This window comes from Streptomyces javensis (genome assembly GCF_039525925.1).
Lineage (GTDB): Bacteria > Actinomycetota > Actinomycetes > Streptomycetales > Streptomycetaceae > Streptomyces > Streptomyces asiaticus.
On record NZ_BAAAIF010000084.1, the window covers coordinates 1 to 24798 of the forward strand.

25 protein-coding genes are annotated in these 24798 nt (G+C 72.9%); 17 read left to right on the forward strand and 8 right to left on the reverse strand.

Features of this window, described 5'->3' with window-relative positions; all coding sequences use genetic code 11:
• Positions 1 to 178: 178 nt before the first annotated feature.
• Positions 179 to 2341, reverse strand: coding sequence for a S9 family peptidase (locus ABD329_RS41680; protein ID WP_198279733.1), 2163 nt, complete (start codon positions 2339 to 2341; stop codon positions 179 to 181).
• A gap of 320 nt (positions 2342 to 2661) precedes the next feature.
• Between ABD329_RS41680 and ABD329_RS41685 the strand changes: the two genes are divergently transcribed.
• From ABD329_RS41685 to ABD329_RS41720, 8 genes are all read left to right on the forward strand, one after another.
• Positions 2662 to 2856: a hypothetical protein gene (locus ABD329_RS41685; protein ID WP_037952186.1), complete on the forward strand. Its 195-nt coding sequence runs from the start codon at positions 2662 to 2664 to the stop codon at positions 2854 to 2856.
• 62 nt (positions 2857 to 2918) lie between these two features.
• Entirely contained in the window at positions 2919 to 3803 is an 885-nt protein-coding gene (gene mshB, locus ABD329_RS41690; RefSeq protein WP_198279734.1) for an N-acetyl-1-D-myo-inositol-2-amino-2-deoxy-alpha-D-glucopyranoside deacetylase, read from the forward strand.
• Entirely contained in the window at positions 3800 to 4168 is a 369-nt protein-coding gene (locus tag ABD329_RS41695) for a DUF6113 family protein (protein WP_198279735.1), read from the forward strand. Before mshB ends, ABD329_RS41695 begins: the two co-directional genes overlap by 4 nt.
• Positions 4169 to 4364: 196 nt before the next feature.
• A complete protein-coding gene (locus ABD329_RS41700) occupies positions 4365 to 6611 on the forward strand; it encodes a hypothetical protein (protein WP_198279736.1) in 2247 nt (748 codons plus the stop codon).
• Positions 6612 to 6801: 190 nt separating this feature from the next.
• Positions 6802 to 7767: an ABC transporter ATP-binding protein gene (locus ABD329_RS41705; RefSeq protein WP_198279737.1), complete on the forward strand. Its 966-nt coding sequence runs from the start codon at positions 6802 to 6804 to the stop codon at positions 7765 to 7767.
• On the forward strand, positions 7764 to 8507 hold the full coding sequence (locus ABD329_RS41710) for an ABC transporter permease (protein WP_198279738.1): 744 nt from the start codon (positions 7764 to 7766) through the stop codon (positions 8505 to 8507). The genes ABD329_RS41705 and ABD329_RS41710 overlap by 4 nt, the downstream gene beginning before the upstream one ends.
• A gap of 42 nt (positions 8508 to 8549) precedes the next feature.
• Positions 8550 to 9824, forward strand: a complete 1275-nt coding sequence (locus tag ABD329_RS41715) for a sensor histidine kinase (RefSeq protein WP_198279739.1) — start codon at positions 8550 to 8552, stop codon at positions 9822 to 9824.
• Between the two features lie 142 nt (positions 9825 to 9966).
• Positions 9967 to 10572, forward strand: coding sequence for a response regulator transcription factor (locus tag ABD329_RS41720; protein ID WP_425574443.1), 606 nt, complete (start codon positions 9967 to 9969; stop codon positions 10570 to 10572).
• A 46-nt stretch (positions 10573 to 10618) separates the two neighbouring features.
• On the opposite strand, the gene ABD329_RS41725 is transcribed toward ABD329_RS41720, so the two are convergent.
• Together ABD329_RS41725 and ABD329_RS41730 are read right to left on the reverse strand one after the other, a co-directional pair.
• The gene (locus ABD329_RS41725; protein WP_198281528.1) at positions 10619 to 11455 is read right to left on the reverse strand and encodes a transglutaminase-like domain-containing protein; all 837 of its coding nucleotides are present in this window, start codon (positions 11453 to 11455) and stop codon (positions 10619 to 10621) included.
• A gap of 19 nt (positions 11456 to 11474) precedes the next feature.
• Positions 11475 to 12491 (reverse strand): GNAT family N-acetyltransferase, encoded by a 1017-nt coding sequence (locus ABD329_RS41730; protein ID WP_198281529.1) that lies wholly within the window; start codon positions 12489 to 12491, stop codon positions 11475 to 11477.
• A 114-nt stretch (positions 12492 to 12605) separates the two neighbouring features.
• Between ABD329_RS41730 and fdxA the strand changes: the two genes are divergently transcribed.
• Together fdxA and dapC are read left to right on the forward strand one after the other, a co-directional pair.
• On the forward strand, positions 12606 to 12932 hold the full coding sequence (gene fdxA / locus ABD329_RS41735; RefSeq protein WP_014054705.1) for a ferredoxin: 327 nt from the start codon (positions 12606 to 12608) through the stop codon (positions 12930 to 12932).
• 194 nt (positions 12933 to 13126) lie between these two features.
• Positions 13127 to 14224 (forward strand): succinyldiaminopimelate transaminase, encoded by a 1098-nt coding sequence (gene dapC, locus ABD329_RS41740; protein WP_198281530.1) that lies wholly within the window; start codon positions 13127 to 13129, stop codon positions 14222 to 14224.
• A 241-nt stretch (positions 14225 to 14465) separates the two neighbouring features.
• On the opposite strand, the gene ABD329_RS48390 is transcribed toward dapC, so the two are convergent.
• Both ABD329_RS48390 and ABD329_RS41750 read right to left on the reverse strand, forming a co-directional pair.
• Entirely contained in the window at positions 14466 to 15083 is a 618-nt protein-coding gene (locus tag ABD329_RS48390) for an ATP-binding protein (protein ID WP_425574444.1), read from the reverse strand.
• Between the two features lie 214 nt (positions 15084 to 15297).
• Positions 15298 to 16218 (reverse strand): VldE C-terminal domain-containing protein, encoded by a 921-nt coding sequence (locus ABD329_RS41750; RefSeq protein ID WP_198282337.1) that lies wholly within the window; start codon positions 16216 to 16218, stop codon positions 15298 to 15300.
• 134 nt (positions 16219 to 16352) lie between these two features.
• Here ABD329_RS41750 and dapE point away from each other — a divergent pair, with 134 nt between their 5' ends.
• Positions 16353 to 17423, forward strand: coding sequence for a succinyl-diaminopimelate desuccinylase (gene dapE / locus ABD329_RS41755; RefSeq protein ID WP_198280057.1), 1071 nt, complete (start codon positions 16353 to 16355; stop codon positions 17421 to 17423).
• A gap of 283 nt (positions 17424 to 17706) precedes the next feature.
• On the forward strand, positions 17707 to 18456 hold the full coding sequence (locus tag ABD329_RS41760) for an LOG family protein (RefSeq protein ID WP_198280056.1): 750 nt from the start codon (positions 17707 to 17709) through the stop codon (positions 18454 to 18456).
• Between the two features lie 40 nt (positions 18457 to 18496).
• On the opposite strand, the gene folP is transcribed toward ABD329_RS41760, so the two are convergent.
• Positions 18497 to 19357 (reverse strand): dihydropteroate synthase, encoded by an 861-nt coding sequence (folP, locus tag ABD329_RS41765; protein WP_198280055.1) that lies wholly within the window; start codon positions 19355 to 19357, stop codon positions 18497 to 18499.
• Positions 19358 to 19494: 137 nt separating this feature from the next.
• Between folP and ABD329_RS41770 the strand changes: the two genes are divergently transcribed.
• The gene (locus ABD329_RS41770; RefSeq protein WP_309142865.1) at positions 19495 to 19986 is read left to right on the forward strand and encodes a cell division protein DivIVA; all 492 of its coding nucleotides are present in this window, start codon (positions 19495 to 19497) and stop codon (positions 19984 to 19986) included.
• Positions 19983 to 20579 carry a DNA-3-methyladenine glycosylase I gene (locus ABD329_RS41775; protein WP_198280054.1) on the forward strand — a complete coding sequence of 199 codons (597 nt, stop codon included), beginning with the start codon at positions 19983 to 19985 and terminating at the stop codon, positions 20577 to 20579. Before ABD329_RS41770 ends, ABD329_RS41775 begins: the two co-directional genes overlap by 4 nt.
• Positions 20580 to 20628: 49 nt before the next feature.
• Here ABD329_RS41775 and chcB read toward each other — a convergent pair whose 3' ends face one another.
• Positions 20629 to 21435 carry a 2-cyclohexenylcarbonyl CoA isomerase gene (gene chcB, locus ABD329_RS41780; RefSeq protein ID WP_198280053.1) on the reverse strand — a complete coding sequence of 269 codons (807 nt, stop codon included), beginning with the start codon at positions 21433 to 21435 and terminating at the stop codon, positions 20629 to 20631.
• Positions 21436 to 21790: 355 nt separating this feature from the next.
• On the opposite strand from chcB, the gene ABD329_RS41785 reads away from it, so the two are divergent.
• Positions 21791 to 21958 carry a DUF3117 domain-containing protein gene (locus ABD329_RS41785; protein ID WP_003966491.1) on the forward strand — a complete coding sequence of 56 codons (168 nt, stop codon included), beginning with the start codon at positions 21791 to 21793 and terminating at the stop codon, positions 21956 to 21958.
• A gap of 227 nt (positions 21959 to 22185) precedes the next feature.
• On the opposite strand, the gene ABD329_RS41790 is transcribed toward ABD329_RS41785, so the two are convergent.
• The gene (locus tag ABD329_RS41790) at positions 22186 to 22851 is read right to left on the reverse strand and encodes an O-methyltransferase (RefSeq protein WP_137979415.1); all 666 of its coding nucleotides are present in this window, start codon (positions 22849 to 22851) and stop codon (positions 22186 to 22188) included.
• Between the two features lie 130 nt (positions 22852 to 22981).
• Between ABD329_RS41790 and sigE the strand changes: the two genes are divergently transcribed.
• On the forward strand, positions 22982 to 23797 hold the full coding sequence (gene sigE, locus ABD329_RS41795) for an RNA polymerase sigma factor SigE (protein ID WP_198280052.1): 816 nt from the start codon (positions 22982 to 22984) through the stop codon (positions 23795 to 23797).
• On the forward strand, positions 23794 to 24741 hold the full coding sequence (locus tag ABD329_RS41800) for an anti-sigma factor (RefSeq protein ID WP_198280051.1): 948 nt from the start codon (positions 23794 to 23796) through the stop codon (positions 24739 to 24741). Before sigE ends, ABD329_RS41800 begins: the two co-directional genes overlap by 4 nt.
• Positions 24742 to 24798 lie beyond the last annotated feature (57 nt).

The following is a 24798-nucleotide window of genomic DNA, read 5'->3' on the forward strand; positions in this document are numbered from 1 at the left end:
TAGCGGCAGCGGCGGTTCCGCCCCCCCCCCGCCCGCCACTCCGCCACTGGTGCCCCCGCCGCCCGGCACCACGCCCGCCGCGCCCCCACCGCCGTGATTACCCCCGGCGCCCCCGCCGGGCTGGTGACGCCGCCGGGCTGGTGACGGCGGCCGGGCACGGCCCCGGGCTCCGCGCCGGCTATCCCAGCCCGAGGGACCGCTTGAGGAAGTCCACCTGGAGCAGGAGCAGATTCTCCGCGACCTGCTCCTGCGGCGTCATATGGGTCACCCCGGACAACGGCAACACCTCATGCGGACGGCCCGCGGCCAGCAACGCGGAGGAGAGCCGCAAGGTATGCGCGGCCACCACATTGTCGTCCGCCAGACCATGGATGATCATCATCGGCCGCACCGTGTCGGCCGCGCCGGACAGCCCCTCGTCGGTCATCAGCGCGTTGGCGGCGTAGACCTCGGGCTGTTCCTCCGGCAGGCCCAGATACCGCTCGGTGTAGTGGGTGTCGTAAAGCCGCCAGTCCGTCACCGGGGCGCCCACCACGCCCGCGTGAAAGACATCGGGGCGGCGCAGCACCGCCAGCGCGGCCAGATAGCCGCCGTAGGACCAGCCGCGGATGGCCACCCGGCCGAGGTCCAGCGGATAGCGCCCGGCGAGCGCGGTCACCGCCTCGACCTGGTCCTCGAGCGTGACCGCGGCCAGGTCGTCACGCACCGCCTTCTCCCAGGCGGGGGAGCGGCCGGGGGTGCCGCGGCCGTCGGCGACCACCACCGCGAAGCCCTGGTCGGCGAACCACTGCGAGGTGAGATGGGCGTTGTGCGAGGCGACCACCCGCTGGCCGTGCGGCCCGCCGTAGGGGTCCATCAGGACCGGCAGTGGTCCGTCGCCCTCCTGATAGCCGCTCGGCAGCAGCACGGCGCACGGAATGTCCCGCTTGCCTGCGAAGACGAGCTCGGGGCGGGCGGTGATGACGGGCCGCTCCGGGTACGCGTCGAGCTCGGCGAGGCGTTCGGCCGCGCCGTGGTCGGCGGGCCGGAGGAGCTCCACGCTCACCCCGGGCCGCTCGAGACCCGTGTACGACAGCGCGATCACCTCACCGCCGCGCACGGCGGAGTGGACCGCCGGGAAGGGCCGCTTGCCGACCGGCTCCCAGCCGCCCTGGTCGCCGCTGCCCCGGAACCAGGCGCGGTGGACGGCGATCTCACCCGGCCGCTCGGGCAGTGGGGCACCGGCCCCCGGGGAGGCGGAGAACAGCACGTCGTCCGTGCCGATGTCGAGGACCGCGCGCACCTGGAGGGCGCCGGAGGTCAGCTTGCGGTCGCCGACCATCAGCACCCGGGCGCCCCCTTCGTCCGCGATGCGCACGAGTCGTCCATCTTCGGTCCAGGCCGGCACCCCGGGGAAAAGATCCAGCCAAACCGCGTCCTCGTCCACATGGACGGTGCTGGTCCGGCCGGTGTCGGTGTCCACGGCCAGGTAGAGCTGACTGCGCTGGTCCCTGGCCTGGACCAGAAGCAGCGGCGGACCGTAGGCCGACCAATGCACTCGCGCGAGGTACGGATAGCGCTCCCGGTCCCACTCGATCTCCGTACGGGAGCCGTCCAGACCGAGCAGAACCAGCCGCACCTCCGCGTTGGGGGTGCCGGCGGCGGGATAGGCCACCTCCGCGGGCTCCCGGCCGGGGTGGGCGGGGTCGGCGATCCACCAGCGCCGTACGGGGGACTCGTCGGCCCGGGCGGCCAGCAGGGCGTCGCTCCGCGGCGACCACCAGAAGCCCCGTGAGCGGTCCATCTCCTCGGCCGCGATGAACTCCGCGAGGCCGTAGGTGACGGAGTCCCCCTCCGGCTCGGCGAGCGCCCGGTCCCCCTCGCCGTCCGCGCCGGTGACCCGCAGCGCCCCGCCCGCCGCGTAGGCGATGTGGCGGCCGTCGGGCGAGGGGCGCGGGTCCACGACCGGGCCGGGGACGCGCAGCTCGCGGGTGGTGCCCGTGGGCAGATCGGTGGTGAACAGCCGTCCGGAGAGGGCGAAGGCGGCCCGCTCGACCGCGGCGTCCACCGCGTAGCCGACCACTCCGGCCGACCCCTCGCGGCTGCGCTCGCGCCGCGCCCGCTCCTCCGGGGACAGCTCCTCGTCGGCGCCGCCGAGCAGTTCGGCCGGGTCGGCGGCGGGGTACTCGCGCCGCCCGGCGAGGTCGTACACCCACAACAGGCCGGTCCGGTCGGTGCCCGAGCGGGAGCGCAGGAAGACGACGCGTGAATCGTCGGGGGCCACGGCGAGGGCCCGCGGCGTCCCGAGGGTGAAACGTTGGGTGCGCGCGTGCTGCCGTGGGAACGAGAGCTGTCCGGTCATAGGGGGAGCGTACGGCTGTCGGATCATGGCGGGGGAGGGTACGGATCGGTAGGCCGGGCGAGTGCTGCACCCGGCACGGTCCGGCCGGGACGGCGCCGGTCCCAAGCGGCCCTCGGCGATGGCGAGATGGCGCATAACCAACGAGAAGTGGCCCCCGGGACCGGGAAGTTCGTGCGATCAGGCATGCGCCCCTGTCATGCTCCCGTGCACCGAGTCGTGTGGGCACCGCCATAGTTATGATCGATTGCGCATAGTGGGTAGCCCCCCTGTGGCATCAATATGTTGTCCGTCCGAGTGCGTGTACCTGGAGGTGAGCCGCTGTGGCGCTCTCGATCTCGATGTCAGTGCTGCTGCTGATCATCGTCTTCATGCTCGTGAACAAGGCAGGACTGAAGGCGGTTCATGCGATCGTCTGCGTCCTCCTCGGCTTCTACCTGGCCAGTTCATCGGTCGCTCCGACGATCGACGACCTCACCACCAACGTGGCGGACATGATCGGCGGCGTGAAGATCTGACCTCGAGCGGGGCCGGGGCGTGCGACCCGTGGGCACGTGTGTGCGAATCGTAGGCTGTGCCCATGACCGTTCTTCCCGCCCGTCGTCTGCTGCTGGTACACGCACATCCGGACGACGAGTCGATCAATAACGGCGCGACCATGGCGAAGTATGCCGCCGAGGGCGCACACGTCACCCTGGTGACCTGCACCCTCGGTGAGGAGGGCGAGGTCATCCCGGCTGCCCTGGCGCATCTCGCCGCCGACCGCGACGACGCGCTCGGCCCGCACCGGATCGGCGAACTCGCCGCGGCCATGGACGCCTTGGGGGTCGAGGACCACCGCTTCCTGGGCGGGCCCGGCCGCTATCGCGACTCCGGGATGATGGGCGCCCCGCAGAACGACCGGCCGGACTGCTTCTGGCGGGCCGATCTCGACGAGGCCGCCGGGCATCTGGTGTCCGTGGTCCGCGAGATCCGGCCACAGGTCCTTGTGGCGTACGACACCAATGGGGGCTACGGCCACCCCGATCACATCCAGGCGCACCGCGTGGCGATGCGCGCCGTGGAGCTGGCCGCCGATCCCGGCTTCCGGCCCGACCTCGGCGAGCCGCACGACATCGCGAAGGTCTACTGGAACTGCGTGCCGCGCTCGGCCGTCGAGGAGGGCTTCGCCCGGCTGCGGGCCGAGGGCCGTGACTCCCTCTTCCCCGGCGTCGCCTCGGTGGACGACATCCCCGGGGTCGTGGACGACGCGGACGTCACCGCGTCCATCGACGGCGTCCCCCACGCAGCGGCGAAGGCCGCGGCGATGCGCGCCCACGCCACCCAGATCGCGGTGGACGGACCCTTCTTCGCGCTCTCCAACGACCTGGTCCAGCCGATGTTCCTCCATGAGCACTACCGGCTCGTCCGGGGCGAGGCCGGGGCGGACCGCGAGGACGACCTGTTCGCGGGGGTGGCGGCATGACGGCCCCGCGCCTGGGCGGATACGCCCTGCTCGCCGTGTTCGGGGTGCTGGTGGGCGCCGCGGGCGCGCTGGTCCAAGCGGCGTGGTTCCCCGGCGGGTTGCTGCTCGCGCTGCTCGCGGTGGCGGGCCTGTGCTACGGCGGCGTCAAGGTCATGGGCGCGCGGATGGGCGGCGGAGTGCCCGCGGGGGCCTGGACGGTGGTCGTGTTGCTGCTCACTTCCTCCCGTCCGGAAGGGGATTTCCTTTTCGGCGCCGGGCTGGGGTCGTACGCTTTCCTCCTCGGCGGGATGTTCATCGGTGTGATGTGTGCCACGCTGCCTTTGGTGCCGCAACCTCCTGGCCCGCCGGTCCGACTTGGTAAGTGACGTGACGTTTTCGGCACGACGTCCCCGGCGCTCGGAGGCCCTTCGGGCACACGGCGAAGGGTGCGCCCCGGGCGTACCGGATGCGGTGATCCGGCGGCCGTCAAGTGCGCGTCCGCACCGCCCAGTATGGTGGTGCCGCCGCCGAGCCGCCCGCGCGAGGTCTGACGGGCGGCGGAGCTAACTGGGAGAACCTGCTTTGAGCCGTGAATCTGACAGTTCGTCCTCCGGGCCCCGGGAGGGAAGCGGTGGTGCCGCTTACCCGTCGGGCACCCCGCCGTACGGATCCCGCCAGTACCCCTCGCCGAACCCCACGCAGGAGGCCCCGCAGGGTGCCGCCGAGGATGGGCAGGCGCGTGCCGCGGCCAAGCCGGAGGAGCCGAAGACCGAGACCACGCTGACGACCCGGATCAAGATCAACATCCCGGGGTCGCGGCCCATTCCGCCGGTGGTCATGCGCACACCCGTCGCGGAGGACGGCGTGCCCGCGCCGCGCTCCGGCGGGGACGAGGACGCCCCCGAGCGCACCAGCGCCCTGCCCCGGGTCGACTTCACACCGACGCCCGAGCGCGGTGTGCCGACCGAGCCCGGCGCGGCCAACGAGCCCACCGAGGGCCGGGAGAGGAAGAGCGGCAAGGGCGACGGCGAGCGGACCAGCGACTGGTTCGCGCCCCGTAAGCCCAGAAGCGGCTCGGCCACCGGCAGCACTCCGAAGCCGCCGGTGCCCCCGGCCCCGGACACCACGCAAGGGTTCCCGGCCCCGGACACCACGCAAGGGTTCCCGGCCCCGGACACCACGCAAGGGTTCCCGGCGCCCGACACCACCCAGGGCTTCCCTTCCCCGGAGACCACCCAGGGATTCCCCGCGCCCGACACCACTCAGGGTTTCCCGGCGCCGCAGCAGGGCGGCGACCCCGTCGCCGATCTGCCGTACTTCACCGACGCCCAGGCGCCGTCCGGCCACCCCGAGCCGACCGGGCCCACCACCGGCCCGGTCACCGGCGACATGTACGTGCCGCCGTCCGGCCCCGGTGCGGGCCCGCGCGACAGCGACCTGCTGGCCGCGCCGGGACCGGGCCCCGCGGGCGGCGGCCCGTACGGCGGTGACCAGCAGACGCCGCCGGGCGGAGTGGGCCCGCTGGCCGGGGGAGGCCCGGCCGGTCAGCCGCCGACCCCGCCGGGTGGTTCACCGCTCTCCGGCAGCCTCGGCGCCACCACCGGCGTGGGACCGCTGGCCGGTTCCGGGGCGGGCCCCGCGGACGGCCTCGGGACCGATCCGGCCCCCTCGCTGTTCCGCGACCCCGAGCCCACGCCGACCGGTGGTGTGCCGCCGGAGCAGATCTCCAGCGACACGCTGGTCAGCGGGGTGCCCGTGGTGCCCTCGGGCGAGGGCCGGGCCAAGCCGCCGTCGCCACCCGTTCCGGGCGGTCCGGGGGCCCCGGCACCCGGCGGCGACAGCGCACCGGCGCCGTCCGCCCCGAAGGCCGGTAAGCCCAAGAAGAAGGGCCGCTCCAAGGTCGTCATGGCCGGGGGCCTGCTGTTCGTGATCGCGGGCGGGGCCTACGCGGCCGGACTGGTGATGAACCACGCCGATGTGCCGAACGGGACCACCGTCCTCGGCGTCGACATCGGCGGCACCTCCAAGGAGGTCGCCGTCGACAAGCTGGACACCGCGCTGGGCAAGCGCACCACCGCCCCGCTGACGGTGTCCGTCGACGGCCAGGAGAAGGAGATCAAGCCGTCCGTCGCGGGCCTGGCGCTCGACACCGAGGCCACGGTCCGGGATGTCGCGGGCCGGGACTACAACCCGGTCACCGTGATCGGCTCGCTCTTCGGCGGCACCCATGAGGCCGACCCGGCGGTCACCGTCGACGAGGAGAAGCTGCGGGACGCCCTGGAGCGGCTCGCGGGCGACTCCGGCACGGCCCGCGAGGGCGGTATCAGCTTCACCTCCGGCAAGGCCGTCCCGGTGTACGGCAAGGAGGGCAAGGGGCTGGACGTGGACAAGGCGGTCAAGGCCGTCTCGGACGGGTTCCAGCTGCGCGCCGAGACCGGCCAGAACAAGGCCATCACCCTGCCGGTCACCATCAAGCGCCCCACGGTCAGCAAGGCCGAGGTGGACCGGAAGCTGAAGAGCTTCGCCGAGCCCGCGATGTCGGGGCTGACCACGGTCCAGACGGACGCCCAGCACTCGATCCAGTTCGGTCCGGACAAGTCGCTGCCGAAGATCCTCTCCATGCGGGTGGTCAACGGTCAGCTGGTGGAGCACTACGACCTGGCCGTCCTCAAGCAGCTCTACGGCAGCACCTTCGACGGCGTCCTGCTCGAGCGGGGCGACGGCTCCAAGAAGCCCGTCACCCCGGAGGACGTGGAGTCGGCGCTGCGCCTGGCGCTGCGCGGCAAGACGCCCAGCGAGCGCATCGGCGTCATCGGCAAGGACAACTGACCGGCCCGTCACGCGCGGTCGGACGACGCGGCCCCCGCCCGGCACCGGGCGGGGGCCGCGGCATGTCCCGGCCTTCCGGGCCCTGACCTCTTCCGGACCGTGTCACGCCCCGACCCATGACATCTGTCATCCCCAGGTCACGACCGCTGACACTGCCGGGCACACCCCGCCCTCGGCCAGTCTTGTGGCCATGACCCCAACGACCGCTGTTTCCGCCCCCGGCACCGGGGCCGCCACCACGGGCGCGCCGCCCGTGGTCCGCTTCGAGAAGGTGAACAAGACCTACGGCAGTGTGCGCGCCGTGACCGATCTCGATCTCACCCTGTACCCGGGGGAGACCGTCGCCCTGCTGGGCCCCAACGGCGCCGGCAAGTCCTCCAGCCTCGATCTGCTGCTCGGCCTGCGCCACCCCGACTCCGGCCGGGTGGAGGTCTTCGGCACCACCCCGCGCCAGGCCATCGTCCACGGCCGGGTCGGCGCGATGCTCCAGAGCGGCGCCCTGATGGAGGAGGTGACGGTCCGCGAGCTGGTGGGGCTGGCCTGCGATCTGCACCCCAAGGGCCATCCGGTGGACGAGGTGCTGGAGCGGGCGGGGATCACCGAGATCGCCTCCCGCAAGGTGAACAAGCTCTCCGGCGGCCAGGAGCAGCGGGTGCGCTTCGCGTTCGCCACCGCCGGGGCCTCCGACCTCATCGTGCTGGACGAGCCCACGACCGGTATGGACGTCTCGTCCCGGCAGACCTTCTGGGGCGCGATGCGGGAGCAGACGAAGCAGGGCCGCACCATCCTGTTCGCCACCCACTACCTCGAAGAGGCCGACGCCGTCGCCGACCGGGTGATCGTGCTGCACGCCGGCCGGGTGCTGGCCGACGGCTCCTCCGCCGAGATCAAGGCGATGGCCGGGGCCCGCCGGATCTCCTTCGAGCTGGACGGGCCGGTCGACGAGGCGGCGCTGCGCGCCCTGCCCGCGCTGACCGGGATCGAGATCTCGGGGCGTACCGTACGGATACGGTCCACCGACGCGGACGCGACCGTCCACGCGGTCTACGGGCTCGGGCTCTATCCGCACGGGCTCGAGGTCACCGGCCTCGGCCTGGAGCAGGCGTTCCTCGCCATCACCGACGCCGCGGCGGCAGATGAGGAGTCCGCACGATGAAGGCACTGGTCAAGCTGGAGATCGCGCGGACCCTGCGCAATCGCAAGTTCATGTTCTTCACGATCGTCTATCCGTCCGTGCTCTTCCTCCTGATCGCGGGCAGCACCGACGCCGACGACCGGGTGCCCGGCACCCATCTCTCGATGCCGCTCTACTACATGGTCGCGATGGCTTCCTTCGGGGCGCTGACCGCCGGGCTGATGGGCAATGGCGAGCGGATCGCCAAGGAGCGGGAGGGCGGGTGGACCCGCCAGCTGCGGCTCACCCGGCTGCCCGGCCGTGGCTATGTGGCAGCCAAGATCGCCGTGGGTGCGGTCGCCACCCTGCCGTCGATCGTGATCGTCTTCGTGGTGGCCGCCGTCGCCAAGGGCGTACGGCTGGACGCCGTCTGGGAGTGGCCCGCGCTGACCGCCGCGATCTGGGCGGGCTCCCTGGTCTTCGCGGCGCTGGGGGTCGCCATCGGATATCTGGCGAGCGGGGACGCGGTACGGCCGCTGACGATGATCATCTACTTCGGTCTGTCGATCCTCGGCGGGCTGTGGATGCCCACCACGTCGTATCCGCAGTGGCTGAAGAACATCGGCGACTATCTGCCCACCCACGCCTACACCGCCCTCGGCCAGGCGATCGAGCTGGGCGGCGCCCCGCACGCCAGGGACGTGGCGCTGCTCATCGGCTACCTCGTGGTCTTCGCGGGCGGCGCGGCCTGGCTGTACCGCAAGGACACCCGTAAGGCATGACCGAGGGGGTGGCCCGAGGCGTGATCCGAGGAGAGAAGAACCATGGCTGACCGGGCCGAGTGGACCGACGGCGATCCGGAGCGCCGCCCCGGCGGGCGCCGCCGGCTGACCTGGTGGGCCGACGCGATGGCGTACGACGCGGAGAACGACCGGGTGGCCTCCATCGGGCAGCCTCCCGAGAACCGCAAACAGGTACTGGTCAAGCTGATGTGGATCGGGATCTGGATGGGCTACATGGGCGCGCCGGTGAGCGATCTCGCCGACGGCGGCCACACCGCCCTGGGCACCGTGTGCGGCGGGTTCGGCCTGTTGGTCTTCGTCACCGTCTATCTGGTGCTGGTCTTCCGGCACACCGGGCGGGCGCTGAGCCGGGCCGCGGTCCTGGGGGCGCTGGGCGTGATCAGCGTGCTGGCCGCCGTGCTCACCCTCACCATGGGCGACGCCTGGCTGGTGCTCTCGGTCTATGTGTCCGTCGCCTTCGGGGCGGTGCTGCCGCTGCGGCTGTCGAGCTGGGCGATCCCGCTGAACACGGTGTTCATGGTGGGCATCGGGCTGCTGGTGCGCGGTTCGCACGGCCTGGTGTCCGCCCTGGTCATCCCCTCGCTGCTGGGCGGCTTCGCGATGAGCGCGGTGGGGCAGATGGTCCGCACCACCCGGGCGCTGCGCGCCGCCCGCGCCACCGTGGCCCAGCTCGCCGCCAACGAGGAGCGGCTGCGGCTCGCCCGCGATCTGCACGATCTGCTGGGCCACTCGCTCTCCCTGATCACGCTCAAGAGCGAGCTGGCGGGCCGGATGCTGCCCGACAAGCCCGAGCAGGCGGCGCGTCAGGTGGCCGATATCGAGCGGGTCAGCCGGCAGGCGCTGGTGGACGTCCGGGAGGCGGTCAGCGGCTTTCGGCGCCCCACCCTGGAGGCCGAGGTCGCCGGGGCCCGTACCGCCCTCGCCGCCGCGGGCATCGCCGCCGATCTGAGCCGGGCCGGGATCCACCACCCCGACCTTCCGCCCGACCAGGAGGGCGCGCTGGCCTGGGCGCTGCGCGAGGCGGTCACCAATGTGGTGCGGCACAGCGGTGCCCGGCGCTGCGCGGTGATGCTCGACGAGACGGGCGACGAGCTGTGCCTGACCGTCACCGACGACGGCCGCGGCGCGACCGGCCCGCACGGCAACGGGCTCACCGGGCTGGCCGAGCGGCTCCAGCTGGCCGACGGGCGCCTGGAGACCGGCCCCGGCGAGCGCGGCGGCTTCACCCTCCGCGCCCTGGTCCCGCTCTCCTGGGGCGCCCAGGTGGAGCTGGACTCGCGGGAGGCGGCGCCGTAGGGAAGGCGGTGCCGTGGGGAGGCGGGTCGTAGCGCAGGCGGGTGGACCGGCGGGTTCAGCGGTGCCGTGGGGAGGCGGGCCGTAGGGCAGGCGGGTGGACCGGCGGGTCCTGGCCGACGCGGGAGCGGCTACGCTGCGGGGCGTGATCCGGGTACTGCTGGCCGAGGACCAGTCCATGGTGCGGGAGGCGCTGGCCGCGCTCCTCGGGCTCGACGGCGAGATCGAGGTCGTCGCGCAGGTGGCCCGTGGCGACGAGGTCGTGGACGCCGCCCGGACCCATCGCCCCGATGTGGCGCTGCTGGACATCGAGATGCCCGGGATGAGCGGGATCGATGCCGCCGCCGCGCTGCACCGGGCCGAGCCCGGGATCCGGATCGTGATCCTCACCACCTTCGGCCGCCCCGGCTATCTGCGCCGCGCCATGGAGTCCGGCGCCGACGCCTTCCTGGTCAAGGACGCCCCGGCGGCGCGGCTCGCGGACGCGATACGGCGGGTGCTGGGCGGGGAACGGGTGATCGACCCCACGCTGGCCGCCGCCGCGCTCGTGGACGGGGCCAGCCCGCTGACCGCGCGGGAGCGCGAGGTGCTGCGCGCCTCGGCGGACGGCTCGACCAACGCGGAGCTGGCCCGCGCGCTGAACCTGTCGCCGGGTACGGTCCGCAACTACCTCTCCACGGCCATCCAGAAGACCGCCGCCCGCAACCGCGCCGACGCGGTCCGCATCGCCCGCGACAAGGGCTGGTTGTAGCGACCGCCGAAGGGGCCCGCGGGTCTGGGCGGGCCCGGCGGAGCGCTCAGTTCAGCATCGCGCGGGCGGCGCGGGCCTGGCGGCGTATCGTCTCGGCGGCGTCGGGCTCCACCGCCGCCACGACCTCCGCGTACTCCTCCAACTCCCTGGCGCCGGTCAGGAACTCGCCCCGCTCCACCAGGAGTTTCGCCCGCTCGTAGCGCAGCTCGGCCGGATGGCTGGGCAGCAGCAGGGACAGCTCGAGCGCCCAGAGCCGGACATCGGTGCGCTCGGGGCGGGCGGCCGCCCAGGCGCGGATGTTGTTGAGGATCCGCAGCACGATGTCCAGCGGCCCGGCCGGGGTCAGCATCGACGGCGAGAGCGGGGCGCCCGTGGCCCCCGACACCAGCGTCGCCGCGTCCTCGGCGGACAGCGGCCGCCCGCCGTGACACGGATCGGCCAGCACATGGCCGCCGTACGGATCGCCGAAGCCGACCACGAAGTGGCCCGGCAGCCCCACCCCGTACACCGGCGCGCCCGCCCGCCGCGCCACCTCCATCCACACCACGGACAGCAGGATCGGCAGTCCGCGGCGGCGCCGCAGCACCTGGTGGAGGAGCGAGGACCCCAGCCGCCGGTAGTCGGCCGGGCCGCCCCGGAAGCCATGGCGCTCACCGAGGAGGCGGGCCAGCGCGGCGGCCCAGTCCTCGGGGCCGCCGGGGGAGAAGGGGAGCTGACCGGCCAGCCGGTCCAGCTCGATCTGCGCTTCGTCGATTCCGGTCTCGTCCAGGCCGGGGTCGGCCTCCATGCCCACCAGCAGGCACAGCAGCGCCAGATCGGGGCGCTCTTCGCGGGCCGCGTCGGCGAACCAGCGGCGGCGGGAGACGTCGTTCATCCGTGGCATAGCCGCCTCGTACCCATGCTCAGCGCGGATCCTCCCCGGACGCGCGCCAGTGGTGGTAGCCGTGGTGGACGGTGAAGCCCATCCCCTCGTAGAGGGCGTGCGCGCCACCATTGTCCGTCTCCACCTGGAGATACGCGGCCGAGGCGCCCTCGTCGAGCGCCTTGCGGGCCAGCGCCGTCATCACGGCCCTGGCCAGGCCCTGGCGCCGCCGCTCCGGTGCGACCTCCACGGCGGTGAACCCGGCCCAGCGGCCGTCCACCACACAGCGCCCGATCGCGGCCGGGGCGCCGCCCCCTTCCGCCGCTATGGTCGCGAACCACACCGACGGGCCGCCCGACAGCACCGACCGCGCCTCGGGCGAGGGCTCGCCGGACGACCGCTGGTAGCGGGTCAGCCAGGCGTCGTCGAGTTGGCGGGAGAGCGTCACCGCCGAGGTGTCGGCGTCCAGGTCCCCGATGGGGGCGAGCGCCGCGATCTCCATCCGCGAGGAGACCTCCCGTATCCAGCCGCGGCTCTCCAGCTCCGCGGCGAGCAGCTCCTGGGTGCCCTCGGCGCCCGTACTGACCTGGATGTACGCGGGCAGCTCCCGAACCGCGTACCATTCGATCACCCGGCGCAGCGCCGCGTCGAGCCCCATCCCGGGGTCGCCGAGGGGCAGCACCGAGTTGGCGCGCCGGGTGAAGCCGCCGGAGGCGCGCAGCGTCCACTCGCCCAGTGGTTCGCTGGTCACCGGCGGCCAGGCCCGGGCGGCGACCCGGTCCAGCTCGGGCGCGCTCGCGGCGGGGCCGCGGCGGCGGGCCGGAGCGGCGGGCACCACCTTTCCCGCCACCAACGACGACTCGGCGATCCGCACCGGCTCACCGGTACGCCGGGTGATCGAGAGCGTGCCCTCGGTCCACGATGTGAGAACCCCGACCACGTCGGTGAAGGTCGCGCCTGGCTCACGATCTTCGGTCACAAGCCTGACCGAGACGCGTTTTCCCACGTCATCCGGGGTGATCCGGACTTCGAGACGTCCGCCAGTGGTGAAATCCACAGCTCTGTCAGCCCCTCATGTGCGCTCGGTGCCCAAGAACGGAGATACTAGGTGCGGGCATCGACGACGCCGCGCTCCCGCGCGATAGCAGCCCTAACGAGGAGGAACGACAGCGTGACCTACGTCATCGCGCAGCCTTGTGTCGACCTGAAGGACAAGGCGTGCATCGAGGAGTGCCCCGTCGACTGTATCTACGAGGGCCAGCGGTCCTTGTACATCCACCCGGACGAATGCGTCGACTGCGGGGCCTGTGAGCCGGTCTGCCCGGTCGAGGCGATCTTCTACGAGGACGACACTCCCGAGGAGTGGAAGGACTACTACAAGGCGAACGTCGAGTTCTTCGACGAGCTCGGTTCGCCCGGTGGCGCGAGCAAGCTCGGCCTGATCGAGCGGGACCACCCCTTCATCGCCGCGCTTCCGCCGCAGGAGCACGACGAGTAAACCCCTGCCCCGGCGCCATCGCCCGGAAGCAGTCGGCGGTCCCGTATGGCCTTGTGGCCTGCGGGACCGGGCTGTTTCCCGGGCCTCGCCGGCGCTCCCGCGGGTTTCCCGGCGCCCTCGTGGGTCTCCCGGCGCTCCCGCGGGTTTCCCCGGGCCCCTCGGCCCGGGCAGTTCCGAAGAAAGCGAGCCACCCCGTGCCACCCGTCTCCGCCCGCCTCCCGGTCTTCCCCTGGGACCGGCTCGAACCGTACAAGGCGACCGCCGCGGCCCACCCCGACGGCATTGTCGACCTTTCGGTGGGCACCCCCGTCGACCCGGTCCCCGAGCTGATCCGCGCGGCGCTCGCCGACGCCTCGGACAGCCCCGGCTATCCGACCGTCTGGGGCACGGCCGCACTGCGTGACGCCCTCACCGGCTGGGTGGAACGGAGGCTGGGCGCGGCCGGGGTGACCCACACCCAGGTACTGCCGGTGGTCGGCTCCAAGGAGCTGGTGGCCTCGCTGCCGACGCAGCTGGGCCTCGGCCCCGGCGACCGGGTCGCCTTCCCGCGGCTCGCCTACCCGACGTACGAGGTGGGCGCGCGGCTGGCGGGCGCCGAGCCGGTGCCGTACGACGAGCCCGGGGAGCTCGACCCGGCCGGGCTGAAGCTGCTCTGGCTCAACTCCCCGTCCAACCCCACCGGCCGGGTGCTGTCCGGGGACGAGTTGCGCACCGCGGTCGCCTGGGCCCGTGCCCACGGGGTGCTGGTGGTCAGCGACGAGTGCTATCTGGAGCTGGGCTGGGAGGCCGATCCGGTCTCGGTGCTCCACCCGGAGATCTCCGGCGGCTCCTTCGAGGGGCTGGTGGCGGTCCACTCGCTCTCCAAGCGGTCCAATCTGGCGGGCTACCGGGCGGCCTTCCTCGCCGGTGACGAGGCGGTGCTGGGCGAGCTGCTGAAGATCCGCAAGCACGGCGGGATGATGGTCCCCGCACCGGTGCAGGCGGCCACGGCCGCGGCGCTCGGCGACGACAAGCACGTGGCGGAACAGCGCGAGCGCTACGAGCGGCGCCGGGCCGCGCTGCGGTCGGCGCTGGCGGGGCACGGCTTCCGCATCGAGCACAGCGAGGCGTCGCTGTACCTGTGGGCGACGCGCGACGAGCCCTGCTGGGACACCGTGGGCGCCCTCGCCGAGCTGGGCATCCTGGTGGCCCCGGGCGAGTTCTACGGCGCGGCGGGGGAGCGGCATGTCCGGGTCGCGTTCACGGCGACCGACGAGCGGGTGGAGGCGGCGGTCCGCCGGCTGGCGGGCTGAGCGGCTGAAGCCGACTGGGGGCGTCCGACGGGTCTTGACGCCTGCGGTGGGCTGCTCCCCTCCCAGCCCCAGCTTCCAGCCCCTCCGGCGATTGAGGAGCGGGGTCTGGGGCGGAGCCCCAGTTGTGGGAAGGGACGGGGAGGGGAAAGACCCGCCGGACACCCCGCCACGGGCCGATGGACCCGAAGGGGCCCGGCGAGTGCGAGGACTCCCCGGGCCCCTTCGTACGTCCGGTGGACGATCAGCCGAGCAGCGGCAGGCCCTTGATCGGCAGGCCCCTGACCGGGAGGTCCGCGCCCTGCGGGGCGCTGGGCGCGGGGGCCTGCGGGGCGGCGGCCGGAGCGGCCGGAGCGGCGGGGGCGGGCTGTGCGGGCCGCACCGCCTTGCCCTTGCCCTTGGCGTGGGCGCCGCCCTTGCCCTTCCCGTGCCCGAGGGCCCGGCTCTCGCTCTTACCGGCGGCCTTGGCGTGGGCGGCCCGGGCCGGGGTGCTCTTGGCGGCCTTGTGGGACTTGGTGGCCTTCACGCCCTTGTGGGACTTGGCGGGCTTCGCGGGTTTGGCGGGCTGCGCGGGCTTGGCCGGGGCAACGTTCGCCGGGGCGGCCCGGCCCGGCAGGATCCCCTTGACGGTCCCGCCGGCCTTGCCGCTGACATCACCCGCCGCGCTCCCGACCTGCTGCGAGGCGACGTCGGCGACCTCACCGACCGAGGCGGGGTCCAGCGAGGACAGCCCCAGGTTGGAGGTCTGCGGCTGGGCCGGCTCCGCCGCACTCGCGGCGCCGGCGGCGCCGACGACGGGAGCCGCGCTCGCCGCGACCAGTAGCGCGGCGCGGGCGATCCGACGGGTGAGAGGGAGGGACATGGTGCTCCTTCGACGAGGGGACAATTGGCGTCTGTGTCCGGCGATTCGGACGCTGTGAATACCGCGTGAACCTCGCGAAGGTTGCGGTGCCCCAAGGCAAAGAGTTGGTAATGCGTCGCATTATCCGTTTCTGCGCGTAATACGCCCGGACCATTCCGCCGTACGTGCCACGCAATCCACCGACAGCCGCTCTGAACTGCGGTGATTCCATGCGCTATCGCATGGTGTCGATCCGTACTTCCGCCCCGGAAATCCCCTTGGCCGGACGCCAACCCGCCCCGGAATTCCGTGCGTTCCATTCGTGGTCGCCGTAAGAGACACGTTCGATGCGCAACTCGTCCGAGTGGGCCACCGCCCAGTGCGCGACCTCCCAGCCGCGCTGTCCGGCACGCCCCGGGGCCGCCGCCTTGGGCACCGGAACCAGCACCGTGTGCGGCGAGGGGGCGGCCTGCTGACCGCCGCCGTGCCCGGCGAGCGCCGGCCGCGCCTCCGCCTCCGGGCCGAACTCCCGCTTGAGCGCGGTCCGTACGCGCACCGGATCGCCCGCCTCGCCGTCGTCCGGCGGCCCCGGGCAGCTGAGGGCCGCCCCGGAGCGCCCGGTGAGGGCGCCGGTCAGCACCACCGCCTCGGTCTCGTGCTTCGCGTACGCCTGCGGGAAGCCGCTGCGCTGCACCCGCTGCGCCGCCACGGTCAGCGGCAGTCGCGAATAGCCGGGCATCCGCACCAGGTCGTCGTAGAACTGCCCGGCGGCGTAGACCGGATCGCGGATCTGTCGCACACTTCCCCAGCCCTGGGAGGGGCGTTGCTGGAACAGCCCCTGCGAATCCCGGTCGCCGTGGCGGATGTTGCGCAGCCCCGATTCCTGGAGGGCGGTGGCCAGCGCGATGGTGACGGCCCGCTCGGGCAGTCCGCGGGAGGCGGCCACAGCCTCGATCCTGGCGGCGTTCACGGTCTGTTCGGGGGAGAGCCGCACCTGGACGCCGCCCGCCCGTACGACACAGCGCGGCGGTCCCACACCGCCCGTCACCAGCTGCGCCGCCAGATAACCGGCCAGGCCCAGCAGGACGGCACAGGCGACCGCGGCCCGCAGCAGACGGGCGCGGTGGGAGAAGACGGACAGGGGCACGGGCGACACGGTACTGGAGCCTCACGCGGCCTGTTTCCGGTTCCGGGGTGCGGGGTGGTGCGGGGTGGGGAACGCCACGTTCGCGGCGGCGGCCGGGGGCCGGGGCCGCCGGGCGCGCGGGCCGACCGGCTAGGGTCGCGGGTATGGCACACCCAGCACTCGACCTGTCCCTGGACGCGGCCCGGCTCACCGCCCGGCTCGTCGACTTCCCCTCGGTCAGCGGTGAGGAGAAGGCGCTCGCCGACGCCGTGGAGCAGGCCCTGCGGGCCCTGCCCCAGCTGACCGTGGACCGGGACGGGGACGCCGTCGTGGCCCGCACGAACCTGGGCCGGGACGAGCGGGTCGTGCTGGCGGGCCATCTGGACACCGTGCCGATCGCCGACAACGTGCCCTCGCGCCTCGACGACGACGGCATCCTGTGGGGCTGCGGCACCTCCGACATGAAGTCCGGCGTCGCCGTACAGCTGCGCATGGCCGCCACGGTGCCCGAGCCCAACCGCGACCTCACCTTCGTCTTCTACGACCACGAGGAGGTCGCCGCCGAGCTCAACGGGCTGGGGCGGCTGGCCAGGAACCACCCCGAGTGGCTGGCCGGAGACTTCGCCGTACTGCTGGAGCCCACCGACGGCAAGGTCGAGGGCGGCTGCCAGGGCACGCTGCGGGTACGGGTGAGTACCCAGGGCCGACGCGCCCACTCCGCGCGCAGCTGGCTCGGCGAGAACGCCATCCACAAGGCCGCGCCGATCCTGGACCGGCTGGCCGGTTACCTGCCCCGGCGGGCGGAGATCGACGGGCTCACCTACCGCGAGGGCCTCAACGCCGTGACGATCGAGGGCGGTCACGCGACCAATGTCATCCCCGACTTCTGCACGGTGACGGTGAACTTCCGCTTCGCCCCGGACCGCTCCGAGGAGGAGGCGCTCGCGCACGTCCGCGAGGTCTTCACCGGCTTCGAGGTCGAGCTCACCGACAGCGCGCCCGGCGCCCTGCCCGGTCTCGCCCATCCGTCGGCCGCCGCCCTCGTGGCGACGCTCGGGGTGGAGGTGGCGCCCAAGGACGCCTGGACCGATGTGGCCCGCTTCTCGGCGCTCGGCGTGCCCGCCGTGAACTACGGCCCCGGCGATCCGAAGCTGGCCCACACCCGCGAGGAGCACGTTCCGGTGGCCGCCGTCCTGGAGGCCGAGGAGCGACTGCGGGCCTGGCTGACCAGCTAGGCGGCACCCGTGGGCCCGTGATGCCCGCGGGGCTCCGCCCCGGACCCCGCTCCTCGATCGCCGGAGAGGCTGGAAGGTGGGACTCCACCCCGGACCCCGGGGTACCGGGGCGGAGCCCCTGCCGCGCGGCGGAGCCGCATATCGATGGCGCGGGCCGTGCACCTGTGTGATCAGCGGTTCGGTGGGTGAGCGTGGCCCGGATTTCGGCTGTATGCCGCCCGAGGGGCCTACCCTGAAGCACAGATCTTTGACCAGATCTTGGTCTTGGCGAAGGGAGCACTCAGTGGGCAACGCCGAAGAAGAGCGAGCGCTGCGGGAGCAGCGTCTGGGCCCGGTCGTGCGCCGCCGCCATCAGATGCGACCCGAGACGACCGACCAGCGGCTCCTGGACACCCAGGGGGCCACCCACTGGGTGCACGAGGACCCGTTCCGGGTGATGCGCATCCAGTCGGAGTTCGTCGAGGGCTTCGGCACCCTGGCGGAGCTGGGCCGGGCGATCAGCGTGTTCGGTTCGGCCCGTACGCCCGAGGGATCCCCGGAGTACGAGGCGGGGGTGCGGATCGGCCGGGCCCTCGCGGAGGCGGGCTTCGGGGTGATCACCGGCGGCGGCCCCGGCGCGATGGAGGCGGCCAACCGCGGTGCGACCGAGGCGGGCGGCGTCTCGGTCGGCCTGGGCATCGAGCTGCCGTACGAGCAGGGCCTGAACCCGTACGTCGACATCGGGGTCAACTTCCGCTACTTCTTCGTGCGGAAAACGATGTTCGTGAAGTACGCCCAGGGGTTCGTGGTGCTGCCCGGCGGGCTCGGCACGCTCGACGAGTGCTTCGAGGCGCTCACCCTCGTCCAGACCAAGAAGGTCACCCGCTTCCCGATCGTCCTCTTCGGCACCGCCTACTGGAAGGGCCTGGTCGACTGGCTCACCAACACCCTCATCGCCGAGGGCAAGGCGTCCCCGCACGACCTGGACCTGTTCCACCTCACCGATGACATCGACGAGGTGATCGACCTGGTGACCAAGGAGTCCGGTCCCTGACCGGGGGCGCTTCCCCACGGTCAGACCAGTCCCCGGACGGTCAGGCCAGTCCCCGGCGGGCGACCGCCGGGGGCCGGTGGCCCGCGATGGACGACACCATGTCCAGCACCTGACGGGTCTCCGCCACCTCGTGCACCCGGTAGATCCGGGCCCCCAGCCAGGCCGATACGGCGGTCGTCGCGAGCGTGCCGATCAGCCGCTCCTTGACCGGCCGGTCCAGGCTCTCACCGACGAAGTCCTTGTTGGACAGCGAGACCAGGACGGGCCAGCCGGTCTCCGTCAGCTCGCCCAGCCGGCGCGTCGCCTCCAGTGAGTGGCGGGTGTTCTTACCGAAGTCATGGCCCGGGTCGATCATGATCCCGTCGCGCCGCACCCCCAGCTCGACGGCGCGCTCCGCGAGCTCCAGGGTGACCCGCAGGATGTCCTCCACCACGTCGTCGTAGCCGATCCGGTGCGGGCGGGTGCGCGGCTGGGCCCCGCCCGCGTGGGTGCACACCAGCCCGGCGCCGTACCGGGCGGCGACCTCGGCCAGCTTGGGGTCGACCCCGCCCCAGGCGTCGTTGAGCACATCGGCGCCCGCGGCGCAGACCGCCTCGCCGACCTCATGGCGCCAGGTGTCCACGCTGATCACCACGTCCGGATGGCGCCTGCGCACCTCGGCCACGAAGCCCACCGTGCGGCGCGCCTCCTCCTCGGCGCTCACCTCGTCGCCCGGACCGGCCTTGACGCCGCCGACGTCGATGATCGCGGCGCCGTCCGCGACCGCCCGCTCCACCCGGGCCAGGGCGGGCTCGTCGCTGAAGGTCGCCCCCTGGTCGTAGAAGGAATCCGGCGTCCGGTTCACGATCGCCATGATCACCCGGTCGTTCTCGCCGAACTCACGTCGTCCCAGCCGCAGCATCGAACTTCCCTCACGTCTTCTTCCAGGTTGCGGGCAGCGACGATAACTGTCCGGGGGGCATGGCACGATCGGGGCAGACAGTTATCGAGGCCGACGGACACAGACTCAACCATGCATCTGACGGGGAGACGATCACCGTGTTCTTGTTCTTGCTGATCGCGCTTGTCGTTGTGGTCGGCGGGGTCACGCTCGCCGTCGTCGGCGGCGGTGACGGTCCGCTCACCGACGCGCCCCCGGACCGGCTGGACGATCCGCTGCCCGCCGACCGGCCGCTGGCGCGCGCCGATGTGGAGGGGCTGCGGATCCCCATGACGCTGCGCGGCTACCGGATGGCGGACGTCGACGATGTGCTGGGCCGCCTCGGCGCCGAGCTCGCCGAGCGGGACGCCCGGATCGCCGAGCTGGAGGCGGCGCTCGCCGGTCCGCGTCCGAAGCCCTTGTCGCCCCCCGGACCCGGCGCCGATCCGCTGTCGGCCCCGGAGAGCGACCATGGTTTCGGGCCGGGCGGTCTCGAGGGCCCCGGCCCCGAGCGGCGCGGCTTCGAGGACGGCGGCTTCGACGCCTTCGGGCGGCGCGGTGCGGACGGGAACGGCTTCGAGGGCCGCGGATACGAAGGGCATGGCGCATGAGCGAGCTGGGTGTGGTCGAGGGGCCGGACGGTCTGCCGCGCTGTCCCTGGGGCCTGGAGAGCGAGACCATGGCCGACTACCGCGTCTATCACGACACGGAGTGGGGCCGCCCGGTCCACGGCGATGACGCGCTCTATGAGCGGGTCTCCCTGGAGGCGTTCCAGTCCGGGCTGTCCTGGCTGACGATCCTGCGCCGCCGGGAGGGGTTCCGAGCCGCCTTCGCCGACTTCTCGATCAAGAAGGTCGCGGAGTTCACCGAGGCCGACGAGGCGCGGCTGCTCGCCGACCCCGGCATCATCCGCAACCGCGCCAAGATCGCCGCCACGATCGCCAACGCCCGCGCCGCGGCGGCCCTGGCCCCCGGTGAGCTGAGCGAGCTGATCTGGTCCCACGCCCCGGCCCCCGACAGCCGCCCGGTCCCGCGGACCTTCGCGGATGTCCCGGCGATCACCCCGGAGTCCACGGCCCTCAGCCGCGACCTCAAGAAGCACGGCTTCCGCTTCGTCGGCCCCACCACGGCCTATGCGCTGATGCAGGCGTGCGGCCTGGTCAACGACCACCTGGCCGACTGCCACATCCGCGACGCGATCTGAGCGCCCCGGCCGCCGGTGGTCCAGTCCGGGGCGGCCGGAGCGGGGCCCGTCAGCGGCCGGTGAACCTCGGCTTCTCCTTGTTCACGAACGCGTTCACCGCGATGGCGTGGTCCTCAGATCCCCCCGCGCGGCGCTGCAACTCGTCCTCCATGGCCAGGGACTCGGTGAGGGTGTGGCCCGCGGCGAAGGCCAGGGACTCCTTGATCGCGGCATAGGCCGCGGTGGGGCCCTCGGCCAGCCGCCGGGCGACCGCCGCCGCCTCGGAGGCCAGCTCCTCCGCCGGGACCACCCGGTGGGCGATGCCCAGGCCGAGCGCCTCCTGGGCGTCGATGGTGCGCGGGAAGAGCAGCAGATCCGCCGCCCGGCCGTAGCCGATCAGCCGCTGAAGGGTCCAGGAGACGCCCGAGTCGGCGGTCAGCGCGACCCCGGCGAAGGAGGTGTTGAAGGACGCGGAGTCGGCGACGATCCGGTAGTCGGCGGCGAAGGCGAAGCCCGCCCCGGCGCCCGCCGCGACGCCGTTGACCGCGGCGACCACCGGCTTCGGCATTCCGGCGATCGCGGTGACGATCGGGTTGTAGTGCAGGGCCACCGTGCTCATGGTCGAGCCCTCGCCGCTGCCGCCGCGGTCGGCGGCCAGCAGGCCGATGTGCTCCTTGAGGTCCTGGCCGACGCAGAAGGCGCGCGGCCCGGAGCCGGTGAGCAGCACGGCCCGTACCGCCGGGCTCTCCGCGGCCTCCAGCAGGGCGTCGCGCAGCGCCTCCTTGGCGTCGATGTTCAGGGCGTTCATCGCGTCGGGACGATTCAGCGTGATCGTCGCGAGACCCTCGGTGAGGTCGTAGAGCACGGTGTCGGCCATGGCGGTCCTCCGGCGGTGGGGCGAGGCGGGTGGGCGGCTCGGGCTGCGGCCGCACCGGCGGGCCCGGGAGGGGCCCGCCGCGGCGGTCAGCGCACAGCATGCCGGAGATCATGACCGACCGACATGTGACCTGCGTCAAAGAACCGACCCTTCGTTCGGTGACGGCGGGCGTACGCTACCGCGATCCCCTCCCCGAATTGAGTGGTTTTGGGGGAGCGCCTCGTACAGGCGTTGCCGACCGATGTTGGTCATCGGGTCGTGCCATGCGGGATAATGAGGGGGAAGCAACGTGTTCGATGCCGGTGACACCTGGGTTGTCGGCTGCGATGAGCTGGTTTCAGGAAGGGGAACGAGCATGGCGGCCATGAAGCCGCGGACGGGCGACGGCCCGCTCGAGGTGACCAAGGAGGGGCGGGGCATCGTCATGCGCGTTCCGCTCGAAGGCGGCGGTCGGCTCGTCGTCGAGCTGACACCGGACGAGGCCGACGCCCTCGGCGACGCCCTGAAGAAGGTTGTCGGCTGACGGCTTGCGGCCCACCATCACCCGCGCGCTGCCCCGGCGGCCGGTACGTCAGGTGCCGACCGCCGGGGCAGCGCTTGTAGGGGGTTCCCCCGACGGCGGCGGACGGCCGTTCCCGGCCCTTCCGGCTGTTTCGGCCCTTCCGGCCCTTCCGGCTGTTCCAGCCTTTCCGGCCGCGCGGATTCGGCCCCGTCCGGCCGTGGGGGTCGGCCTCGCCCGGCCGTTGGGATTCAGCCCCGCTTGACCGCGCAGAGCAGACCGTCGCCGACCGGCAGCAGGGACGACTGGAGCACGGTGGACTCCCGTACGGTCCGCAGCAGCTCGCGCACCCGCAGCACCTCCGTGGGCTGGGCCGCCGAGTCCACGGTCCGCCCGTTGGTGAAGACCCCCTCGAAGCAGACCAGCCCGCCGGGCCGCAGCAGCCGCAACGATTCGGCGAGGTAGTCCAGGCACTCCAGCCGGTCGCCGTCGCAGAAGACCAGGTCGTATCCGCCGTCGGCCAGCCGGGGCAGGACGTCGAGGGCGCGGCCGGGGATGAAGCGCGCCCGGTTCCCGGTGAACCCGGCCGCGCGGAACGCCTGCCGGGCGAACTGCTGCATCTCCGGTTCGGTGTCCACGGTGGTCAGCACGCCGTCGGGGCGCATTCCGCGCAGCAGATGGATTCCGGAGACGCCCGTTCCGGTGCCGATCTCGGCGACGACCTTGGCGTCGGCGGTGGCAGCGAGCAGCCGCAGCGCGGCGCCGGTGCCCGCCGACACCGAGCGCAGCCCTGCTTCCCGGGCCCGGTCACGGGCCCAGTGAAGGGCTTCGTCCTCGGCGACGAACGCGTCGGCGAACGCCCAGCTCGTCTGCCGGTTGCCGGTAATGACCCTCTCCTGTCCCCGTAGTTGGCGCAACGGTGACTGTATCCGCTGCGCACGGGAACCCGCAGATGGGACCAGGCGTTGTAGAGGCCGGGGGGACCGTATGGATCACGACCAAATGCAGGTCAAAAATGCTTATCCGGAGCTAACGGGCGAGGTGGATATGGTAGGGGCTCTACTGGAGACCACCAGAGCCGACAGGGGAGGTGCGGCTGCGGCCGGTGACCGGCGAGTGCTGAAGCGCTTTCGCAGGTCAGTGGGCGAGCCGAAATCCGTGACCAACACCGCTGACCGTTCTCACCCCCGTAGCCCGAAGGGCACGGGAGGTGCGCCCCTCGCCGAGTCCGCCACCACCGCGACCTTCGCCACGGATGCGGACGCGGCGTGGACGCCTCCCACCTGGGAGGAGATCGTCAGCACTCACAGCGCACGGGTCTACCGCCTCGCCTACCGGCTCACCGGTAACCAGCACGATGCCGAGGACCTCACCCAGGAGGTGTTCGTCCGCGTCTTCCGCTCGCTGTCGACGTACACCCCGGGCACCTTCGAGGGCTGGCTGCACCGCATCACCACCAATCTCTTCCTGGACATGGTCCGCCGCCGGCAGCGCATCCGCTTCGACGCGCTCGGCGAGGATGCGGCGGAGCGGCTCCCCAGCCGCGAGCCCTCTCCCCAGCAGCACTTCAACGACACCCACTTCGACGCGGATGTGCAGCAGGCGCTGGACACCCTCGCCCCGGAGTTCCGCGCCGCCGTGGTGCTCTGTGACATCGAGGGGCTGTCGTACGAGGAGATCGCGGCCACCCTGGGCGTCAAGCTGGGCACCGTGCGCAGTCGTATCCACCGCGGCCGCTCGCATCTGCGCAAGGCGCTCCAGCACCGCGCCCCCGCGGCGCGTACCGGGCAGCAGCAAGAGGTCGCCGCGGTGGCGCCGGGTGTCACGGCCCCCCGGCTGAGCGGGGAGGTCGGAATCGCGTGACCCGATCAGGCGGTCCGTCCCCCGCCGAGCAGCATCTCGGCGACCGCCTTGCGGCTCTGGTCGACGGTGAGCTGGGGCATGACGCGCGGGAGCGCGTCCTCGCCCATCTCGCCACCTGCTGCAAGTGCAAGGCGGAGGCCGATGCTCAGCGTCGGCTGAAAAACGTGTTCGCCCAGACGGCGCCCCCGGCACCGTCGGAGGGCTTTCTGGCCCGTCTCCAGGGCCTGCCGGCCGCGGGCGGCGATGACGGCATGGGCGGCTCCCCGTTCGGGGGCTCGGGCGTCTTCGGCCCGCGCGAGCTGCGCGGCGGGTCACGGGATGTGCGCGAGCTGCACGATGTGCGGGAGCGCGAGCTGCGCGATGTGCGGGAGCCGGAGGAGAGACGGGAGCGGGCGTTCGCCTTCGTGCCCACGATGCCCCCGGGCACCGCGATCGCACCGGCGGCGTCGGCCCGTGCCTCGCGTCAGCGCGGCTTCCGGATCCATGAGGTCGAGCGCCCCGCCCCGCGCCGCAGGTTCGCCTTCGCGGCGGCCGGAGCGGTCTCCCTGGCGGCCTTCGCGCTCGGTGCGGCCCTGCCGCTGGACGCGGCGGTCGACCCCCCGGGCAATTCGGCCGACGGCGCCGACGCCGCGGTCTCCCCGGTGGGCACCGACACCGCCGTGAACGCGGGCGTCCGGGAGCGCACCCGCCAGGAAGTGGGCCTGCTGGCCACCACGGACAGCCGCACGGGCGCCCCGTCCCCGACGGCCACCCCGTACCCACTGTCCCCGCGCCAGCCCGTGGCGGCGCTGAATCCGCTGATACAGCCGATTCTGTCGGTCACCGAGCTGCTGCGGACGTCGAACTCCACGCCCCCGGCCCCCCGGCCGACCCAGCTGGAGGTCCCGTCCGGACCCGCGTCGGGCGGCTCGCCGTACCTCGGGGTCAGCGCGCCCCCGAAGTAGCGCGGAAGAGGTAGCGCGGAAGCGGTACGCCGGCGGTCATGGCACCCCGTTTCCGGC

Excerpts from the sequence above, each read along its gene's own strand:
- ABD329_RS41725 (WP_198281528.1), bottom strand. The coding sequence starts at position 11,455 with ATGCCACGGATGAACGACGTCTCCCGCCGCCGCTGGTTCGCCGACGCG.
- dapE (WP_198280057.1), top strand. The coding sequence starts at position 16,353 with ATGGCACACCCAGCACTCGACCTGTCCCTGGACGCGGCCCGGCTCACC.
- ABD329_RS41695 (WP_198279735.1), top strand. The coding sequence starts at position 3,800 with ATGACGGCCCCGCGCCTGGGCGGATACGCCCTGCTCGCCGTGTTCGGG.
- chcB (WP_198280053.1), bottom strand. The coding sequence starts at position 21,435 with ATGGCCGACACCGTGCTCTACGACCTCACCGAGGGTCTCGCGACGATC.
- folP (WP_198280055.1), bottom strand. The coding sequence starts at position 19,357 with ATGCTGCGGCTGGGACGACGTGAGTTCGGCGAGAACGACCGGGTGATC.
- ABD329_RS48390 (WP_425574444.1), bottom strand. The coding sequence starts at position 15,083 with ATGTCCCTCCCTCTCACCCGTCGGATCGCCCGCGCCGCGCTACTGGTC.
- ABD329_RS41680 (WP_198279733.1), bottom strand. The coding sequence starts at position 2,341 with ATGACCGGACAGCTCTCGTTCCCACGGCAGCACGCGCGCACCCAACGT.
- ABD329_RS41705 (WP_198279737.1), top strand. The coding sequence starts at position 6,802 with ATGACCCCAACGACCGCTGTTTCCGCCCCCGGCACCGGGGCCGCCACC.
- mshB (WP_198279734.1), top strand. The coding sequence starts at position 2,919 with ATGACCGTTCTTCCCGCCCGTCGTCTGCTGCTGGTACACGCACATCCG.
- ABD329_RS41715 (WP_198279739.1), top strand. The coding sequence starts at position 8,550 with ATGGCTGACCGGGCCGAGTGGACCGACGGCGATCCGGAGCGCCGCCCC.
- ABD329_RS41710 (WP_198279738.1), top strand. The coding sequence starts at position 7,764 with ATGAAGGCACTGGTCAAGCTGGAGATCGCGCGGACCCTGCGCAATCGC.
- ABD329_RS41775 (WP_198280054.1), top strand. The coding sequence starts at position 19,983 with ATGAGCGAGCTGGGTGTGGTCGAGGGGCCGGACGGTCTGCCGCGCTGT.
- sigE (WP_198280052.1), top strand. The coding sequence starts at position 22,982 with ATGGTAGGGGCTCTACTGGAGACCACCAGAGCCGACAGGGGAGGTGCG.
- ABD329_RS41785 (WP_003966491.1), top strand. The coding sequence starts at position 21,791 with ATGGCGGCCATGAAGCCGCGGACGGGCGACGGCCCGCTCGAGGTGACC.